Source organism: Micrococcus sp. APC 4021 (assembly GCF_030407635.1).
Classification (GTDB): Bacteria; Actinomycetota; Actinomycetes; order Actinomycetales; family Micrococcaceae; genus Micrococcus; species Micrococcus luteus.
The window spans coordinates 1-17,797 of sequence record NZ_JASDCZ010000040.1; the positions used below are offsets into that span (position 1 = coordinate 1).

Consider the following 17,797-nt stretch of genomic DNA (forward strand, 5'->3'; position numbering starts at 1 on the left):
TCACCCCCACCCCCGATGCCGCCGGCAGCGTCGCGCTCTCCGCCGCGCTCGGCGTCCTGCCCCTGCTGACGTTCTTCGCCACCCTCCTCGGTCTGCGCCTCAAGGCCTGGCAGTCGGGGCTCGCCGCGCTCGTGGTGGCCCTGCTCGTGGCCGTGCTGGGCTTCCACATGCCGGCCCACCTGGCGGCGCTGGCCGCCGCCCAGGGAGCGACCTTCGGCCTGTTCCCGATCGTCTGGATCGTCGTGATGGCGCTGTGGTTCTACCAGGTCACCGTGCTCTCCGGGCGATTCGACGACATGCGCGCGATCTTCGACTCGCTCGGCGGCGGAGACATCCGCATCCAGGCCGTGCTCATCGCGTTCTGCTTCGGCGGCCTGCTCGAGGCCCTCGCCGGCTTCGGCGCCCCCGTGGCCATCACGGCCACCATGGTGCTGGGCCTGGGTGTGCCCCCGCTGCGGGCGGCCACCGCCGTGCTGCTGGCGAACACCGCACCCGTGGCCTTCGGCGCCGTGGGCACCCCCATCACCACCGCGGGCACGCTCACCGGCATCCCCGCCACGCACATCGGCGCGATCGTCGGCCACCAGGCCCCGTTCGTGGCCGTGTTCGTGCCGTTCCTGCTCGTGTTCATCATCGACGGGCTGCGCGGCGTGCGGCAGACGTGGCCGGCACTGATCGTGATCGGCGCGAGCTTCGCCGTCGCCATCTGGCTGGCCTCGACCCACTTCTCCTACGAGCTCACCGACGTCGTGGCCTCCCTGGTCTCCCTCGCCGCCGCCGTCCTGCTGCTGCGCTTCTGGCGGCCGCGGGGCGCCGAGGAGGCCCGCCAGCGCCTCGACGCCCCCGCCCGCGCGGCGGCGCAGGACCTCACCCCCGGCCGGATCTTCATGGCCGTGCTGCCCTACATCGTGGTCGTGGCCGTGTTCGCCCTGGCCAAGCTGGTCCCCTCGATCACCGCGGCCCTGAACTCCGCCACCGCCAAGATCCCGTGGCCCGGGCTCGACGGGCACCTCGTCGACGCCTCCGGCGCGCCCCTGGCGAGCACCGTGTACAAGTTCGAGTGGCTGGCCTCCCCCGGCACGCTGCTGCTGATCGCCGGCCTGATCATGGCCGTGGTCTACTCCCGGTTCGACCACGACGGCCGGTTCCCGCTCTCGGTGGGGAACGCGCTCGCCGAGATCGGCCGCTGCTTCGCCCGCATGCGCTGGTCCGCCCTGACGATCGTGATCGTGCTCTCCCTGGCCTACGTCATGAACTTCTCGGGCCAGACGGTCGCCATGGGCACGTGGGTGGCCGGCCTGGGCGCGGCCTTCGTGTTCCTGTCCCCGGTGCTCGGCTGGCTCGGCACCGCCGTGACCGGCTCGGACACCTCCGCGAACGCCCTGTTCTCCACCCTGCAGCAGACCGCCGCCACGAACATCGGCGCCGATCCGGCCCTGCTGGTGGCCGCCAACACCTCCGGCGGCGTCGTGGGCAAGATGATCTCCCCGCAGTCCCTGGCGATCGCCGCGACGGCGGTCGGCATGGAGGGCCGGGAGTCCGAGATCCTGCGCCGCGTGGTGGTGTGGTCGCTCGTGCTCCTGCTGGCGGTGTGCACGCTCGTGTACCTGCAGTCCAACGTGCTGGCGTGGATGCTGCCGGCGGCGGGCTGACCGCCTGCACCACCCGAGCGGGGCGGCGTCCATCGGTAGGATGGACGGTCGCCGCCCCGCCCCCTCGGAAGGTCCGTCCATGACCGCTGCCCCCGCCTACACCATCGTGCTCGACTGGCTCGAGGCCGAGCTGCGCTCCGGCGCCGTGGTCGTGGGGGACAAGCTGCCCGGCGAACGCACCCTGGCCGAACGCTTCGGCATCTCCCGGGCGTCCGTGCGGGAGGCCACCCGGATGCTCGAGGCCATGGGCCTGATCCGCGCCAGCGCCGGCTCCGGGCCGAACTCGGGCGCCGTCGTCGTCTCCGAGCCGTCCGCGGCGCTGGGCTGGGCGCTGCGCCTGCACATCGCCACCCGGTCCCTGCCGATGGCCGACGTCGTCGCCGCGCGCGTGCTCCTCGAGACCGATGCGGCGCAGGCGGCCGCCGCCACCTCCGGCGACCCCGAGAGCGTCGCCGTCCTGGCCGAGGTGGAAACCCTGCTGGACCGGATGGACGACCCCGCGCTGCCGGAAGAGGACTTCCACCTGCTCGACACCGAGTTCCATGTGCGGCTGGCCACCCTGGGCGGGAACGTCGTGACGGCGATGATGCTGGACTCCCTGCGCCAGGCGACCATCGGCTACGTGACCGAGACCGTGGCCGGGCTGACCGACTGGCCCGCCGTGCGCGCCGGCCTGCAGGCCGACCATCGGCGGATCCTCGCCGCCTCCGCCGCCGGGGACGGCCGGGCGGCCGCGCAGGAGCTGCGGGAGCACGTCCTCGGCTTCGCCGCCCTCGCCCAGACCGGCAGGGTGCCCGCCGGCGGCTGAGCCGGCGAAGGGTCCGGCGCGCGCGGGGTCCCGCCGGACGGACGGCTCCGGCGGTTCAGGCGGTGACGCCGTGCACCAGGGCGCCCACGCCCACGGCGGTCAGCGAGCCCAGCGCACAGCAGAACTCCACGAGCATGCCCATGCCCATGGCCGTGAGCGCGCCGATCGAGCTGCTGAGCGCGGCCCGGGCGTCCCGGGTGCGGGCCCACTGGGAGGCGAACAGGCCGACGGCGAAGCCGAGGAACAGACCCACCACCGGGATCACGAAGAACCCGACGGCGGCGCCGGCCACCCCCCACAGGATCGGGCCGCGGGTGACGCGTTCACGTCGCAGCCGTCGGCCGGTCAGCACCGCGGACGCGCTCAGCCCCGCCACGGCGAGACCGGCCGCGATGACGCCGAATGTCCAGGACGCGGGGGAACCCAGCAGCGCGGCCCACCCGAGAGCCGTCACGAGGTTGAGCAGCGAGCCGGGCAGGACGGGGTACACGGTGCCCACCAGCCCCACCAGGAGCAGGAGCACGGCCACGAGGGAGATCAGCGCGGGAGTCACCGCACCAGTATGACGGGACGGGCACCGCGGTGACGTGTGCATGGGCGATCGCGCAGCGGCCCCCGCGCCCTCGCCGGAACGGGCCGGATGGGCTAGATTCGCCGCATGTTGGTCGCCGTGCCCACCGAAGTGAAGAACAATGAGTTCCGTGTGGCCCTGACGCAGGGCGGGGTCCAGGAGCTGGTGCGAGCGGGCCACCAGGTCCTCGTGCAGTCGGGGGCCGGCGTCGGCTCCGGCGCCTCGGACCAGGACTACCGCGACGCCGGCGCCGAGCTGGTCGATGACGTCGACGAGCTCTGGCAGCGCGCCGAGCTGGTCCTCAAGGTCAAGGAGCCCCAGCCGGAGGAGTACGGTCGCCTGCGCCGCGGCCAGGTCCTCTTCACCTATCTGCACCTGGCCGCCTCCCCCGCGTGCACGCGGGCGATCCTGGACGCCGGCACGACGGCGATCGCCTACGAGACGGTCACCCGCGGTCGCTCCCTGCCGCTGCTGGCCCCCATGAGCCAGGTGGCCGGCCGCCTGGCCCCCGCCGCGGGCGCCTACCACCTCCTCCAGCCGCAGGGCGGCTCGGGCGTGCTGATGGGCGGCGTGCCCGGCACCCGCCGCGCCCGGGTGGCCGTGATCGGCGGAGGGGTGGCCGGCGAGGCGGCGGCCGTGATCGCCGCGGGCATGGGCGCGGACGTGACCGTCCTGGACATCTCCCTCGAGCGGCTCGCGCAGCTGGACGCCGTCCACCAGGGTCGGATCCGCACGCTGGCCTCGTCCCACCTGAACATCGGCGAGACCGTGGCGGACGCGGACCTCGTGATCGGCTCCGTGCTGATCCCCGGCGCCGCGGCCCCGAAGCTGGTGACCGCCGAGATGGTGGAGTCCATGCGGCCCAGGTCGGTGCTGGTGGACATCGCGATCGACCAGGGCGGCTGCTTCGAGAACTCGCGGGCCACCACCCACCAGGATCCGACGTACCTCGTGGGGGACAAGATCTACTACTGCGTCTCCAACATGCCCGGCGCCGTTCCGCAGACCTCCACCTCGGCCCTGACCAACGCGACGCTGCCCTACATCAAGCGCATCGCCGACCTCGGATGGCGCGCCGCGCTGGCCGCGGACGAGGGCTTCGCCGGGGGCCTCAACGCGCACGACGGCGTGCTCACCCTGCCCTCCGTCGCCACGGCCGTGGCCGACGAGCTCGGACTGGACCCCCAGAAGGATGTCCGCGTCACCTCCGAGGTCCTCGCGGAGGCCTGAGCCCCGCGCCCGTCGCGCGCCGGGCCGACCGGCCGCTCAGAGACCCGCGAGGAACGCCCGGTGGAAGGACCAGTCGCCGGTCACCTCGGGGTGGAAGGCCGTGGCGAGCAGGTGGCCCTGCCGCACGGCCACGGGCAGCCGCGCGTCGCCGTCGAGCCCCGGGTCCGCCGCGGGCACGGACAGACGCGACGTCGGCACGCTCGCCAGGACCTCGACGCCCTCCCCCGCCTGGAGGACGGCGGGGGCGCGGATGAACACGGCGTGCACCGGCTCCGCCGCGACCGAGGGGACGTCCAGGTCCTCCTCGAACGAGTCCACCTGCGCGCCGAAGGCGTTGCGCCGCACGGCCACGTCCAGCACGCCGAGCCCGCCCTGATCCGGCGCCGGGTTGCGGATCTCGCGGGCCAGCATGATCAGCCCCGCGCACGTGCCGTAGGCGGGCAGACCGTCGCGGAGGGCGGCGATGAGCGGGTCCTTCAGCCCCATGATCCGGGCGAGGCGGTCCATCACGGAGGACTCGCCGCCGGGCAGCACGATGCCGTCCAGACCCTCGAGGTCCGCGGGGCGGCGCACCGGGCGCGTGCGCGCGCCGAGGGCCTCGAGCACGTGCACGTGCTCCCGCACGTCGCCCTGGAGGGCGAACACGCCGACGGTCTTCTGTGGACTCACCAGCCGCGCTCGGCCAGGCGGTGCGGGGCGGGCAGGTCGCCCACGTTGATGCCCACCATGGCCTCACCCAGGCCGCGGGAGGCCTCGGCGACCGCCATCGGGTCGTCGAACTGGGCGGTGGCCTTGACGATGGCGCGGGCGCGCTCGGCCGGGTTGCCGGACTTGAAGATGCCGGAGCCCACGAACACGCCGTCGGCGCCCATCTGCATCATCAGGGCTGCGTCGGCCGGGGTGGCCACGCCGCCGGCGGTGAACATCACGACGGGCAGGGCGCCGGTCTCGGCGACCTCGCGCACCAGCTCGTACGGCGCCTGCAGCTCCTTCGCGGCCACGTACAGCTCGTCCTGGGCCAGGCCCTGGAGCTGGGCGATCTCCTTGCGGATGGTGCGGATGTGCTTCACGGCCTCGGAGACGTCGCCGGTGCCGGCCTCGCCCTTGGACCGGATCATGGCCGCGCCCTCGGTGATGCGGCGCAGGGCCTCGCCGAGGTTGGTGGCGCCGCACACGAAGGGCACGTCGAAGTCCCACTTGTCGATGTGGTTCACGTAGTCCGCCGGGGAGAGCACCTCGGACTCGTCGATGAAGTCCACCTTGAGCGCCTGCAGCACCTGGGCCTCCACGAAGTGGCCGATGCGCGCCTTGGCCATCACGGGGATGGACACGGCCTCGACGATGCCGTCGATCAGGTCGGGGTCGGACATGCGGGCCACGCCGCCCTGGGCGCGGATGTCGGCCGGGACCCGCTCGAGCGCCATGACGGCCACGGCGCCGGCGTCCTCGGCGATGCGCGCCTGCTCCGCGTTGACGACGTCCATGATCACGCCGCCCTTCATCATGTCCGCCAGGCCGCGCTTGACGCGGGTCGTGCCGGTGCCGCGGGCGCCGTCGTCGGCGGCGGAGGCGGTGGAGGCGGAGAAGCTGCGGGCGCGCTCGTCGCTCATGGTGGTCCTTCCGAAGGGGTGGCGGCCCCGGCCGCGGGGCGGCTGGCCAGGGCGAAGACGCGGTCAACTCTAGTCCCCCGGCGGCGAAGCCCGGCCCGCGTCACGGACGACGACGTCACCCGGCCCCGTGCCGGCGCAGCGTGCGGCGTCGGCGCCACACGACGAACGCAGCCACGGCCGCGAGGATCAGCACGAGGGCGAGGACACCCCGGCCCTCTCCGAGCGCCGCGCCGATGACGGCCCACACCACGGCCATCCCGACGGTCCCGTACACCACGCCCCACAGGAACGTGCCGAGCGCGGCCGCCGGCAGGAACCGGCGCCAGGGCATGCGGGCGACGCCGGCGGAGCCGATCACCGCCGTCTGGATGCCCACCGTGAGGTAGCAGAACGGGATGGCCCACACCCCGTGGCGCTGGATGAAGCGCTGGGCGCGGACATAGACGGGCCCCTCCATCACGCGGGCGAACCAGCGGGTCCGCTCGACGCCGGAGGCCAGCCCCCGCCCGAGCGAGAACACGATCAGGGTGCGCAGGATCGCCAGCATCCAGAAGAACCCGATGGACCACAGCAGCGGCAGCCCGTCGATCCACGCCATCATGGGCGGAGCCACCCGTCGGTGCGGGGACTCATGCGCGCGCCCCGGCCGTGCTCACGCGTTCCAGAGCCCGTACGAGTCCGCGAGGTCCGCGATCTTCTGGGCGCGCAGCACGCGGGGCAGGTACGAACCGTCGCCGACGGCGGCGCCCTGAGCATGCTTCTCGAGCAGGTCGCGGGCCCACGCGAGCTCGTCCTCGGACGGGGACATCGCCCGGTTGACCCAGTCCACCTGATCCCGGTTCAGGACGAGGCGGCCGGTCATGCCCATCGAGGCGGTGACGGCGCTGGAGTCGACGACCGCGTCCTCACCGTCCGCGTTGCCGGGCGGTCCGTCGATCGCCCCGGGCAGACCGCCCACGCGGGAGGCGATCACCATGCGGGAGCGGGCGTAGGCCATGGCCAGCGGGTCCTCGCCGACGCCGACGTCCTTGCGGAAGTCGTTCACGCCGAAGGCGAGACGGAACGTGCCCGGCGCCTTGGCCACGGCCGTGGCGTTCTCGATGCCCAGGGCGGACTCCAGCAGGGCGATCACCGGGGTGCCGGCGCGCAGACGCATCGCGGTGAACGTGACCTGCTCCGGCTCCTCGGTCTCGGCCAGCACGACGCCGCGCACGCCGTCGAGACCCGTGAGCGCCTCGAGGTCCCGCTGCCAGTGGTCCGTGGAGGTCGCAGAGATGCGCACCCACGCCGTCATGCCGCCGGAGAGGGCGTCCACGACGTGCTGGCGGGCCGCGTCCTTCTGCTCCTCCGGCACGGCGGCCTCGAGGTCGAAGATGACGGAGTCGGCCTCGGAGGCCAGGGCGGGGGCGAACGCGTCGGGGGTGGCCGCGTTGACCAGCAGCCAGGAGCGGCTGAGCTTGGCGGGCAGGGCGGCGGCGCGACGGTTCCTCACGGGCATGGCCTCCAGCCTAGCCCGCCGCGGTCGTCCGCCCACGGGCCCCTTCCCACCCGTGGGAGGCCTCACATCCGCTCGCGGCGGGCGAGGCGGACGGCCGTAGCATGGAGAGGCCGTCGGCCCGTCCGACGCCGCCGAGCCCCGACCGCCAGGAGTACCCGATGCGCCCGACCTCCCCTTCCCGCGCCCTGCGGCTCACGGGTGCCGTGGCGGCCGCGTGCCTGCTGGCCGGCTGCGCGGTCGCCCCCGACCTGGCCGAGGACTCGGCGTCCGACGACGGCGTGCCCCTGCCCGCGACGGAGGGGTATCAGCCGCTGACGGTCTACCTCGCCGTCGCCGAGGCGGAGGCGGTCCCGGGGACGAGCGGCCGGCCCTTCGGCTGCGGCGACCTGCTGGTGCCCGTGCAGACCGTGCCGACGGACACCGAGGACGAGGCGGACACCGCCCTGGACTTCCTGTTCGCGGACGAGCGCGGCTGGCACGGCGACCCGTCGCTGTGGAACGCCGTGTTCGACGCGCGCGAGACCCTCACCCCGACCGGGCACCGCCGCGCGGGCGACGTGGAGATCTTCACCTTCACCGGCACCGTGACGCCGGAGGACGACTGCACGGCCGAGCGGATCCGCGCCCAGCTGCAGGCGACCGCCGCCGCCTTCACGTCAGCGGGACAGGTCCGGCTCGAGGTGGACGGCCGGGACCTCGACGACGTGCTGGGGCTCGAGCCGCTCCGCCTCGGCGAGCCCGTGGACGTCCCGCAGGGGGACCCCGCGCCGAGTGGGGAGCCGAGCGACGGATCCGGTGAGCAGACGTGGGCGCCGGAGGGCGAGTCGCCGGAGGACACGTGGGCTCCGGCCGAGCCCTCGGACGACACCTGGGCGCCGGCCGAGGAGTCGTCCTGGGGTCCCGCCGAGCCGACCCAGGGCACGTGGTCCCCCGCCCAGGAGCCGAGCGCCCCCTGACCGCGTGACCCGCCGTCGTCGCCCGTCATCGGACCTGCACCGGCGGCCGCGCCGTGCTATAGGGTGCCGAGCGTGCGGAACCTCCGAGATCACCTGTCCCAGCGCGCCGTCGGCGTGAAGCAGTCCGCGGTCCGCGACGTCTTCGACATCGCGATGGACCCGAACCTCGTCTCGCTCGCGGGCGGGAACCCGTGGCTCGCCGACCTGCCCCTCGACGAGCTGGGCCGGATCGCCTCCGACCTGATGACCCGGTTCGGCACGGAGTCCCTGCAGTACGGCCCGGGCCAGGGCACCGAGGAGATGCGTGCCGCCGCGACCGCCGTGATGGCCGCCGACGGCATCCCGGACGCGGATCCCGACCTCGTGGTCATCACCCCCGGCTCGCAGGCCGCGATCGACACCGCCTGCCGGGCGTTCGCGAACCCGGGCGACGTCGTCGTGGTGGAGGACCCCACGTTCGTGGGCGCGTTGACCACCTTCACCACCTGGCAGCTCGAGGCCGTGGCCACGGGCACCGACGACCACGGCCTGGTGCCCGCGGCCCTCGACGAGACCCTGACCCGCCTGGCCGCCGAGGGCCGCCGCGTGGCCTTCCTCTACACGATCCCCTCGTTCGCGAACCCCTCGGGCGCCCTCCTGCCCCCGGGCCGCCGCGCCGAGGTGGGCGCGATCTGCGAGAAGCACGGCGTGCTCATCGTGGAGGACAACCCCTACGGGCAGATCGCATTCGACGGCGAGCCCGTCGCCCCGATCGCCGCCGACCACCGGGACAACGTGGTCCACCTCGGCACGATGTCCAAGATCTTCTCCCCGGGCGTGCGCATCGGCTGGGCGCTCGTGCCGGCCGCGCTCAAGCGCGAGTTCTACCTGTGCGCGGAGTCCGCCTACATCCACGCGTCCACGTACTCGCAGATGCTCTCCACCGCCTTCGTCACGCAGCTGGACTGGCAGGGCCACGTCCGCCACGTGACCGGGCTGTACCGCGAGCGGGCCGCGGCGCTCGTGGACGCGGTGCGTGAGCACTGGGACCCGGCGGTCGAGTTCATCACCCCGCAGGGCGGCTTCTTCCTGTGGGCCACCCTGCCAGCCGGGGTGGACACCCTCGAGGTGATGCACCGCGGCATCGAGGCGGGCGCGGTGTTCGTGCCGGGGGCGGCCTTCACCCCCGTCGAGGGCACGCACTCCACCCTGCGCCTGGCGTACTCGTTCGTGGCGGCCGAGAAGCTCGTGGAGGGCGTGCGGCGCCTGGCCCCGGCGGTGAACGAGTCGATCGACCGGGCCCGCTGAGCCGCGGCGGGCGCCCACGACGACGTCGGCCCGGCGCGTCTGCCGGACGTGCGACCTCTTTCCCGGGCCCGCGAGATCGTATACGATCTCGACCATGACGCAGAGCACACCGGATCCCACGCCCACCGTCACCGAGCACGACTTCACCGTCCGGGAGAACCGGCCGGGCAAGGTGCTCGCCGTCCACCTGAACTACCCCTCCCGCATCGCCCAGCGCGGCCGGTCCCCGCAGGCCCCCGGCTACTTCCTCAAGGCCGGCACCTCCCTCGCCCGCACCGGCGACACCATCGAGCGCCCCGCCGGCACCGAGCTGCTCGCCTACGAGGGCGAGATCGCGCTGATCATCGGCCGCACCGCCCGGCGCGTCAGCCCGAAGGAGGGCTGGTCGCACGTCTCCGGCATCACCGCCGCCAACGACTGGGGCCTCTACGACCTCCGCCACGCGGACAAGGGCTCCAACGTCAAGAACAAGTCCGGCGACGGCTACACCCCGCTCGGCCCCGCGGTGATCTCCGCCGCGGGCCTGGACCCGGCCGCCCTGCGCGTGCGCACCTGGGTCAACGGCGAGATCGTCCAGGACGACACCACCGAGGGCCTCGTGTTCCCGTTCGGCCAGCTCGTGGCCGACCTCTCGCAGCTCATGACGCTCGAGGAGGGCGACGTCATCCTCACCGGCACCCCCGCCGGATCCTCCGTGGCCCAGCCGGGCGACGTCGTCGAGGTGGAGGTGGACGCCCCCAGCGCCCCCGGCGCACCGACCACCGGCCGCCTGGTGACGACGGTCGTCGACTCGGAGCACGCCATGGCCCCGTTCGGCGCACAGCCGCAGGTGGACGACGTGCAGCGCGAGGAGGCCTGGGGCTCCCGCGAGGCCGCCGGCCTGGCCCCGCAGGCCGCGGCGCCGTCGTCGTCCGCGGTGGACGAGAACGGCCACTGGGTCGCGAGCGCCCCGCAGCCGGACCGCTCCCTGCTGACCCCCGAGCTGCGCGCCAAGATCGACGCCACCGCGGTGGCCACCCTCACCGCCCAGCTGCAGAAGCGCGGCGTCCAGAACGCGACCATCGACGGCCCGCGCCCGGTCCACCGGGGTCGGCGCGTCCTCGGCTACGCGAAGACCCTGCGCTACATCCCCAAGCGCGAGGACCTGGCCAAAGAGTTCGGCGGCGGCTTCAACGCCCAGAAGCGGGCCATCGATTCGGTGCAGCCGGACGACGTGGTGGTCATGGAGGCCCGTGGCGAGCACGGCACCGGCACCCTCGGGGACGTCCTGGCCCTGCGCGCCCAGGTGAACGGCGCGAACGCCGTGATCACGGACGGCGGCATCCGCGACTCCGCCGCCGTCGCCGAGGTCGGCCTCCAGGTGTACGCCGGCGCCACGCACCCGGCGGTGCTGGGCCGCCGTCACATCCCGTGGGAGGTCGGCGGCACCATCGCCTGCGGCGGCACCACCGTGCAGCCCGGCGACATCATCGTCGGCGACGACGACGGTGTGGTGGTCATCCCGCCGTCCCTGCTCCAGGAGGTCGTGGACGACGCCTACGAGCAGGAGCTCCAGGACGCCTGGGCGTACGACCAGGTCAAGGCCGGCTACCCGGTGGACGGGATGTTCCCCCCGAACGCCGAGTGGAAGGCCAAGTTCGCCGAGTACCGCAAGACCCTGCCGGACGCCCCGGCCCCGGAGGGCGACGCCTGAGCATGCGCCGCACGGACATCGGAACGGTCGGCCTCGCAGGAGCCCCCGTCTCCAAGGCGGACCGCGCCTACCAGGCGATCCTCGAGGGGATCCGGGACCAGCGCCACGAGCCGGGCGACCGGCTGGTGCTGTCCCAGATCGCCGCGGAGCTGGGCATGTCCGTGGTGCCCGTGCGGGAGGCGATCCGCCGCCTGCAGTCCGAGAAGCTGGTGGCCTACGAGCGCAACGTGGGCGCCACCGTGGTGGGCATCGACCCGGTCGAGTACCGCCACACCATGGAGACGCTGGCGCTGGTGGAGGGGTTCTCCACCGCCCAGTGCGCCCCGCACGTGACCGCCGAGGACCTCGCGGCGGCCCGCGAGGTGAACGCGACCATGCGCGCGATGACGGAGTCGGAGACGGCCTGGGACCCGGTGACGTTCACCGAGCTCAACCGCCGCTTCCACTCGATCCTGTTCGAGCATCACCAGAACGAGCACGTGCACGACCTGGTGCACCGCGGCTGGAACCGCCTGGCCGCGCTGCGCTCCTCCACGTTCGCGTACGTGCCCGGCCGGGCGGTGGCCTCCGTGGACGAGCACGAGCACCTGCTGCGCCTGATCGAGGACGGGGCGCGCTTCGAGGAGATCGAGGCCGCCGCCCGCGCCCACCGCCTGAACACCCTGCGCGCCTACCTGGAGCACAGCGCCGAGCCGTCCGCGTGACCGCCGGCCGGACCGGCGCCGACGTCGTCGGCGCCAGACCCCGACCATCCGCCCCCGAAGCACTCAGCGAAAGAGACACCATGACGGAGAAGACCAGCATCGAGGCCCGCAAGCCCGAGGGCCTGCCCGACGTCCTGCGCCACTACATCGACGGCGAGTTCGTCGACTCGATCGACGGCGACACCTTCGAGGTGCTCGACCCGGTGACCAACGAGCCGTACCTGACGGCCGCCTCCGGCAAGGCCGCGGACATCGACCGCGCCGTCGCCGCCGCGAAGCGGGCCTTCGAGTCCGGCGAATGGTCCCAGGCCCTGCCGCGCCAGCGTTCCCGTGTGCTGCACCGGATCGCCGACATCATGGAGACCCGCGGCGACCAGCTGGCCGAGATGGAGTGCTTCGACACCGGCCTGCCGATCAAGCAGGCGAGGGGCCAGGCCGCCCGCGCCGCCGAGAACTTCCGCTTCTTCGCGGACCTGATCGTGGCCCAGCACGACGACACCTTCAAGGTGCCGGGTCGCCAGATCAACTACGTGAACCGCAAGCCGATCGGCGTCGCCGGCCTGATCACCCCGTGGAACACCCCGTTCATGCTGGAGTCCTGGAAGCTGGCCCCGGCCATCGCCACCGGCAACTCGGTGGTCCTGAAGCCGGCGGAGTTCACCCCGCTCTCGGCCTCCCTGTGGGGCGGGATCTTCGAGGAGGCCGGCCTGCCCCAGGGCGTGTTCAACATGGTGCACGGCTTCGGCGAGGAGGGCTACGCGGGCGACCCGCTCGTGAAGCACCCGGACGTGCCGCTGATCTCCTTCACCGGCGAGTCCCGCACCGGCCAGATCATCTTCGCCAACGCCGCCCCGCACCTGAAGGGCCTGTCCATGGAGCTCGGCGGCAAGTCCCCGGCCGTGGTGTTCGAGGACGCGGACCTGGACGCGGCGATCGACGCGACCATCTTCGGCGTGTTCTCCCTGAACGGCGAGCGCTGCACCGCCGGCTCGCGCATCCTGGTCCAGCGCTCCGTCTACGACGAGTTCGTGGAGCGCTACGCCGCCCAGGCCTCCCGCGTGAAGGTCGGCCTGCCGGACGACGAGACCACCGAGGTCGGTGCCATCGTGCACCCGGAGCACTTCGAGAAGGTCATGTCCTACGTGGAGATCGGCAAGACCGAGGCCCGCCTGGTGGCCGGCGGTGACCGCCCGGAGGGCTTCCCCGAGGGCAACTTCGTGCAGCCCACCGTGTTCGCGGACGTGGCCCCGGACGCCCGGATCTTCCAGGAGGAGATCTTCGGCCCGGTGGTGGCCATCACCCCCTTCGACACGGAGGAGGAGGCCCTGCAGCTGGCCAACAACACCAAGTACGGCCTGGCCGCCTACATCTGGACCAACGACCTCAAGCGCGCCCACAACGTCGCGCAGAACGTGGAGGCCGGCATGGTGTGGCTGAACTCCAACAATGTGCGGGACCTGCGCACCCCGTTCGGCGGGGTGAAGGCCTCCGGCCTGGGCCACGAGGGCGGCTACCGCTCGATCGACTTCTACACCGATCAGCAGGCCGTGCACATCAACCTCGGCGAGGTCCACAACCCGGTGTTCGGCAAGCAGGAGCAGGCCGCGGCGAAGATCGACGGCTGACCCGCACTGACCGGTGACCACGACGGCGCCCGCACCGTCCCCGCGACGGTGCGGGCGCCGTCGTCGTGGTGGGGCCGGGCCGGGTCTCTCCCCCGGCCCACCCGACGCGGGTTGAGTTGTCGCGGGTGCGGGCGCCCCGGACCCGCGACAACTCAACCCGCGTTCCTCGGCGGCCTTCCCGTCGGTCGCCCGGATCGTATACGATCGAGTGAGCGACCGTGTCCCAGGCCACAGCGCACCGCCATCACCAAGGAGCACCGATGACCAACCTCGAGAGCCGCCAGAAGACCTCCTCCGGCTTCTTCGTCACGAAGGAAGCCCCCATCGACCCGGAGAACCCCCTCCCCACCCCGACGTCCGAGGCACCGGACATCCTGCGCTGCGCCTCGATGGAGCTCGTGGTCACGGACCTCGCCGTCTCCCGCGAGTTCTACGTGGACGTGCTCGGCCTGGTGGTCACCGAGGAGGACGAGGAGACCGTCTACCTGCGCTCCATGGAGGAGTTCATCCACCACAACCTGGTGCTGCGCCAGGGCGAGACCGCCGCCGTGGCCGCGTTCTCCTACCGCGTGCGCACCCCCGAGGACCTGGACAAGGCGGTCGCCTTCTACGAGGAGCTGGGCTGCCGCGTCGAGCGTCGGAAGGACGGCTTCGTCAAGGGCGTCGGCGACTCCGTGCGCGTCGAGGACCCGCTGGGCTTCCCCTACGAGTTCTTCCACGACGTCGAGCACGTGGAGCGCCTGGCCTGGCGCTACGACCTCTACACCCCGGGCGCCCTGGTCCGCCTGGACCACTTCAACCAGGTGACCCCGGATGTGCCGCGCGCCGCCCGCTACATGCAGGACCTGGGCTTCCGCGTCACCGAGGACATCCAGGACGAGAACGGCACCGTCTACGCCGCGTGGATGCGCCGCAAGCCCACCGTGCACGACACCGCCATGACCGGCGGCGACGGCCCCCGGATGCACCACGTGTGCTTCGCCACGCACGAGAAGCACAACATCCTGGCGATCTGCGACAAGCTCGGCGCCCTGCGCATGTCCGACCACATCGAGCGCGGCCCGGGTCGCCACGGCGTCTCCAACGCGTTCTACCTCTACCTGCGTGACCCGGACGGCCACCGCGTGGAGGTCTACACCCAGGACTACTACACCGGTGACCCGGACAACCCCGTGGTCACCTGGGACGTGCACGACAACCAGCGCCGCGACTGGTGGGGCACCCCGGTCGTGCCGTCCTGGTACACCGACGCCTCCCGCGTGCTGGACCTCGACGGCAACCTGCAGCCGCTGGTCTCCCGCACCGACGACTCGGAGATGGCCGTGACCATCGGCGCCGACGGCTTCTCCTACACCCGCGAGGGGCAGGGCGAGGAGTCCATGCCGGAGTGGAAGCAGGGCGAGTACAAGCTCGGCAACCAGCTCTGACCGGCACCCCCGGGCGTCGCTCCGGGACACCACGACGACGGCGGGCACCCACCTCGGGTGCCCGCCGTCGGCGTCCGCCCTCCCTACCATCCTCCGCGTCTCCGCGTCTCCCCGCCCCACGCCGTTCGAGGCGGAAAATCCACCTCATTCGAGCCGGGAGGGCCAGTTTGAGCTCGATTTCCCGCCTCGAAGCGTGGGGAGCAGGGGTGTCCCGCCTCGCAGACGGGCGTCGGGGGGCTGGCCTGGCTCACGGTGCACCGCCGCAAGCCCGGGCTGGGCATCGGGACGCGCGCCCCGGACTGATCCGGGGCGGTGACAGGATGGCGACGGGGCCGGGGGCCGAGCCGCGTAATCGTATACGATCAAGGCCAGGCCCCTGCCCGTCGTCGTGAAGGAGACCGCTGTGCTGGACCACGAGACCCACGTCAAGATCGCCGACGAGCTGCACCGTGCGGGCATCGACCGCGTGACCGTGCCGCGGCTGACCGCGCGTTACCCGGAGATGCAGATCGAGGACTCGTACGCCGTCCAGCGCATCTGGGCCGAGCGCCAGGTCGAGGCGGGCCGCCGCAAGGTGGGCCACAAGATCGGCCTGACCTCCAAGGCCATGCAGGACGCGACCGGGATCGACGAGCCGGACTACGGCGTGATCTTCGACGACCAGGTGTTCGAGTCCGGCCACGTGTACGAGTGGAAGAAGTACACCCACCCGCGCATCGAGATGGAGCTGGCGTTCGTGCTCCGGGACGAGCTGCGCGGGCCCGGCCTGAACCTGATGGACGTGCTGCGCGCCACCGAGTACGTGGTGCCCGCGCTCGAGGTGTTGGACTCGCGCATCGAGATGGCCGGCCGCACCATCACGGACACCATCTCGGACAACGCCGCCCTGGGCTCCCTGGTGATCGGTGGCCGCCCCGTGGGCGTGCACGACGTGGACCTGCGCTGGGTGTCCGGCATCCTCTCCCGCAACGAGGAGATCATCGAGACCGGGGTGGCCGCGGGCGTCCTGAACCACCCGGCCAACGGCGTGCACTGGCTGGCCAACCGCATCGCCGGGCACGGGGACGCGCTCGAGGCCGGTGAGATCGTGCTCGCCGGCTCCTTCACCCGCCCGATGTGGGTGCACGAGGGCGACACCGTCTACGCCGACTACGGCCCGCTGGGCACCATCACCTGCCGCTTCGCCTGAGCCGCCCGCCGTCGTCGTCGCCCCGCCCGCCCGCAACGCGGGTTGACCTATCACCAGTACGACGCCGCTCCACCCGCGACAACTCAACCCGCGTCGGGTGGAGGGCGCGGAGAACCCCGGAGGAACGTCCCATGCCCGTCCGCCACAACCCGCAGCCGCTGTTCCGCGACCTCTTCACGCCCGAGGCCGTCGCCGCCCGTGGGGGCCGCCCCGCCGCCGGCATGTTCCTCTCCTCCGGGGACCCGACGACGGCGGAGATCTGCGCCGGCGCGGGCCTCGACTACCTGCTCATCGACGCCGAGCACGCACCGCTGACCCTGCAGGACGTCCTCGCCCAGCTGCGCACGATCGCCGGCTACCGTGTGCCCACCCTGGTGCGCGTGCCGGCGCTGGACACCGTGGCCATCAAGCAGTTCCTGGACCTGGGCGCCCAGTCGCTGCTGGTGCCCATGGTCGACGACGCCGCGATGGCCCGCCGCGCCGTGGCCGCCGCCCGCTACCCGGACGGCTCCGCCGAGGGCGGGGTGCGCGGCGTGGGCTCCGCCCTGGCACGCTCGGGCCGCTGGAACCGGATCCCCGGCTACCTGCCCGGCGCGGCGGACCACGTCTCCGTGATCGTGCAGATCGAGACGGCCGCCGGCGTGCGGAACGCGGACGAGATCGCGGCGGTGGACGGGATCGACGGCGTCTTCATCGGCCCCTCGGACCTCTCCGCGTCCCTGGGCCTGCTCGGCCAGCAGTCGCACCCGGACGTGGTGGCCGCGGTCGAGGAGGTCATCACGAAGGTCAAGGCCGCCGGGAAGATCGTGGGCGTCAACGCGTTCGTGCCCGCGCAGGCCGACGCCTACGCCGCCGCCGGTGCGGACTACGTCAACGTGGGCGCCGACGTCGCCCTGCTGGCCCGCGCCGCCGAGGCCCTCGCCGACCGCTGGTGCCCGGCCCCGAGCAACGCCGCGGCCGACGGGCAGAGCGCGCCCCGCGCGTCGTACTGATCCGGTCATCCCCTCACTTCGGGGCGCGAAATCCACCCCATGGACGCCCGATCCTGGCCCATGACGTGGATTTCCCGCCTCGAATGGCTCGGGGCCGGCGCTTCGGGGGACGTCGCCGCCTCCTGCACAACCGCACCGGGCCCCCTCGCGCGTCCCCAGGCCCCCGCTCGTCTGTCTCGGGATGCCGACCGACGGAGCACGCTCGCCGCATGCCCCGTCGTCCCGCCCCGCTGCCGCCGTCGATCGACCCCACCGCCTTCACGGTCGATGACGCGCGCCGGGCGGGTGTGACGTGGTCCCGACTGCAGTCCTCAGACCTGCGGCGGCTGCGCCACGGCATCTACGGGCCGGCCGGCCCTGCGGCGGTCTCCGTCCGTGAGTGGACGATGGATGAGATCCGCGCGTATCAGCGGCGCCATCCCGACGTCGTCGTCAGCCATGAGACCGCCGCGCGCCTGCACGGCCTGACCGTGCCCGCTGTAAGCGGCCATGAAAAGCTGCCCATAGGTGGCCAGGGAATGACCCGCTGACGGCCATGAGGACTGCCCAGTGATG

Annotated in this window: 17 protein-coding genes; 12 read left to right on the forward strand and 5 right to left on the reverse strand. The window is 72.9% G+C overall.

What is annotated here, in order from left to right:
* Together QL983_RS05340 and QL983_RS05345 are read left to right on the forward strand one after the other, a co-directional pair.
* The coding region (locus QL983_RS05340) for an L-lactate permease (RefSeq protein WP_290151638.1) at positions 1-1,652 on the forward strand (1,652 nt) is incomplete at its 5' end.
* A gap of 79 nt (positions 1,653-1,731) precedes the next feature.
* A complete protein-coding gene (locus QL983_RS05345; RefSeq protein ID WP_230297355.1) occupies positions 1,732-2,460 on the forward strand; it encodes an FCD domain-containing protein in 729 nt (242 codons plus the stop codon).
* A gap of 55 nt (positions 2,461-2,515) precedes the next feature.
* On the opposite strand, the gene QL983_RS05350 is transcribed toward QL983_RS05345, so the two are convergent.
* A complete protein-coding gene (locus QL983_RS05350) occupies positions 2,516-3,013 on the reverse strand; it encodes a DUF456 domain-containing protein (RefSeq protein WP_036339666.1) in 498 nt (165 codons plus the stop codon).
* Positions 3,014-3,118: 105 nt separating this feature from the next.
* Between QL983_RS05350 and ald the strand changes: the two genes are divergently transcribed.
* Positions 3,119-4,261, forward strand: a complete 1,143-nt coding sequence (gene ald / locus QL983_RS05355; protein ID WP_144879596.1) for an alanine dehydrogenase — start codon at positions 3,119-3,121, stop codon at positions 4,259-4,261.
* Positions 4,262-4,297: 36 nt separating this feature from the next.
* Here the strand turns inward: ald and pdxT are convergent, their stop codons facing one another.
* From pdxT to QL983_RS05375, 4 genes are all read right to left on the reverse strand, one after another.
* Positions 4,298-4,930 (reverse strand): pyridoxal 5'-phosphate synthase glutaminase subunit PdxT, encoded by a 633-nt coding sequence (gene pdxT / locus QL983_RS05360; RefSeq protein ID WP_186303346.1) that lies wholly within the window; start codon positions 4,928-4,930, stop codon positions 4,298-4,300.
* Positions 4,927-5,871, reverse strand: coding sequence for a pyridoxal 5'-phosphate synthase lyase subunit PdxS (gene pdxS, locus QL983_RS05365; protein WP_036313496.1), 945 nt, complete (start codon positions 5,869-5,871; stop codon positions 4,927-4,929). Before pdxS ends, pdxT begins: the two co-directional genes overlap by 4 nt.
* A 115-nt stretch (positions 5,872-5,986) precedes the next feature.
* Positions 5,987-6,472, reverse strand: a complete 486-nt coding sequence (locus QL983_RS05370; protein ID WP_041102620.1) for a VTT domain-containing protein — start codon at positions 6,470-6,472, stop codon at positions 5,987-5,989.
* A 51-nt stretch (positions 6,473-6,523) separates the two neighbouring features.
* Complete coding sequence (locus QL983_RS05375) at positions 6,524-7,369, reverse strand: CoA ester lyase (RefSeq protein WP_144825175.1); 846 nt, start codon at positions 7,367-7,369, stop codon at positions 6,524-6,526.
* Between the two features lie 158 nt (positions 7,370-7,527).
* Here QL983_RS05375 and QL983_RS05380 point away from each other — a divergent pair, with 158 nt between their 5' ends.
* From QL983_RS05380 to QL983_RS05420, 9 genes are all read left to right on the forward strand, one after another.
* The gene (locus QL983_RS05380) at positions 7,528-8,325 is read left to right on the forward strand and encodes a hypothetical protein (protein WP_230297508.1); all 798 of its coding nucleotides are present in this window, start codon (positions 7,528-7,530) and stop codon (positions 8,323-8,325) included.
* Positions 8,326-8,397: 72 nt separating this feature from the next.
* Positions 8,398-9,612 carry a PLP-dependent aminotransferase family protein gene (locus QL983_RS05385; RefSeq protein WP_134377408.1) on the forward strand — a complete coding sequence of 405 codons (1,215 nt, stop codon included), beginning with the start codon at positions 8,398-8,400 and terminating at the stop codon, positions 9,610-9,612.
* 94 nt (positions 9,613-9,706) lie between these two features.
* Positions 9,707-11,305: a fumarylacetoacetate hydrolase family protein gene (locus tag QL983_RS05390; protein WP_230297507.1), complete on the forward strand. Its 1,599-nt coding sequence runs from the start codon at positions 9,707-9,709 to the stop codon at positions 11,303-11,305.
* 2 nt (positions 11,306-11,307) lie between these two features.
* A complete protein-coding gene (locus QL983_RS05395) occupies positions 11,308-12,009 on the forward strand; it encodes a GntR family transcriptional regulator (RefSeq protein ID WP_036383628.1) in 702 nt (233 codons plus the stop codon).
* A gap of 80 nt (positions 12,010-12,089) precedes the next feature.
* Positions 12,090-13,634 carry a 5-carboxymethyl-2-hydroxymuconate semialdehyde dehydrogenase gene (gene hpaE / locus QL983_RS05400; protein WP_230297506.1) on the forward strand — a complete coding sequence of 515 codons (1,545 nt, stop codon included), beginning with the start codon at positions 12,090-12,092 and terminating at the stop codon, positions 13,632-13,634.
* 260 nt (positions 13,635-13,894) lie between these two features.
* A complete protein-coding gene (gene hpaD / locus QL983_RS05405) occupies positions 13,895-15,061 on the forward strand; it encodes a 3,4-dihydroxyphenylacetate 2,3-dioxygenase (protein ID WP_036313533.1) in 1,167 nt (388 codons plus the stop codon).
* 403 nt (positions 15,062-15,464) lie between these two features.
* Positions 15,465-16,250, forward strand: coding sequence for a fumarylacetoacetate hydrolase family protein (locus tag QL983_RS05410; protein WP_069941120.1), 786 nt, complete (start codon positions 15,465-15,467; stop codon positions 16,248-16,250).
* Between the two features lie 131 nt (positions 16,251-16,381).
* The gene (locus QL983_RS05415) at positions 16,382-17,242 is read left to right on the forward strand and encodes an aldolase/citrate lyase family protein (protein ID WP_069941119.1); all 861 of its coding nucleotides are present in this window, start codon (positions 16,382-16,384) and stop codon (positions 17,240-17,242) included.
* A 209-nt stretch (positions 17,243-17,451) separates the two neighbouring features.
* On the forward strand, positions 17,452-17,772 hold the full coding sequence (locus tag QL983_RS05420) for a hypothetical protein (protein WP_290151657.1): 321 nt from the start codon (positions 17,452-17,454) through the stop codon (positions 17,770-17,772).
* Positions 17,773-17,797 lie beyond the last annotated feature (25 nt).

What these genes read in the sequence shown, in the direction of transcription:
- QL983_RS05345 (WP_230297355.1), top strand. Translation starts at nt 1,732, where the DNA reads ATGACCGCTGCCCCCGCCTACACCATCGTGCTCGACTGGCTCGAGGCC.
- ald (WP_144879596.1), top strand. Translation starts at nt 3,119, where the DNA reads ATGTTGGTCGCCGTGCCCACCGAAGTGAAGAACAATGAGTTCCGTGTG.
- pdxS (WP_036313496.1), bottom strand. Translation starts at nt 5,871, where the DNA reads ATGAGCGACGAGCGCGCCCGCAGCTTCTCCGCCTCCACCGCCTCCGCC.
- QL983_RS05370 (WP_041102620.1), bottom strand. Translation starts at nt 6,472, where the DNA reads ATGATGGCGTGGATCGACGGGCTGCCGCTGCTGTGGTCCATCGGGTTC.
- QL983_RS05375 (WP_144825175.1), bottom strand. Translation starts at nt 7,369, where the DNA reads ATGCCCGTGAGGAACCGTCGCGCCGCCGCCCTGCCCGCCAAGCTCAGC.
- QL983_RS05380 (WP_230297508.1), top strand. Translation starts at nt 7,528, where the DNA reads ATGCGCCCGACCTCCCCTTCCCGCGCCCTGCGGCTCACGGGTGCCGTG.
- QL983_RS05390 (WP_230297507.1), top strand. Translation starts at nt 9,707, where the DNA reads ATGACGCAGAGCACACCGGATCCCACGCCCACCGTCACCGAGCACGAC.
- QL983_RS05395 (WP_036383628.1), top strand. Translation starts at nt 11,308, where the DNA reads ATGCGCCGCACGGACATCGGAACGGTCGGCCTCGCAGGAGCCCCCGTC.
- hpaE (WP_230297506.1), top strand. Translation starts at nt 12,090, where the DNA reads ATGACGGAGAAGACCAGCATCGAGGCCCGCAAGCCCGAGGGCCTGCCC.
- hpaD (WP_036313533.1), top strand. Translation starts at nt 13,895, where the DNA reads ATGACCAACCTCGAGAGCCGCCAGAAGACCTCCTCCGGCTTCTTCGTC.
- QL983_RS05415 (WP_069941119.1), top strand. Translation starts at nt 16,382, where the DNA reads ATGCCCGTCCGCCACAACCCGCAGCCGCTGTTCCGCGACCTCTTCACG.
- QL983_RS05420 (WP_290151657.1), top strand. Translation starts at nt 17,452, where the DNA reads ATGCCCCGTCGTCCCGCCCCGCTGCCGCCGTCGATCGACCCCACCGCC.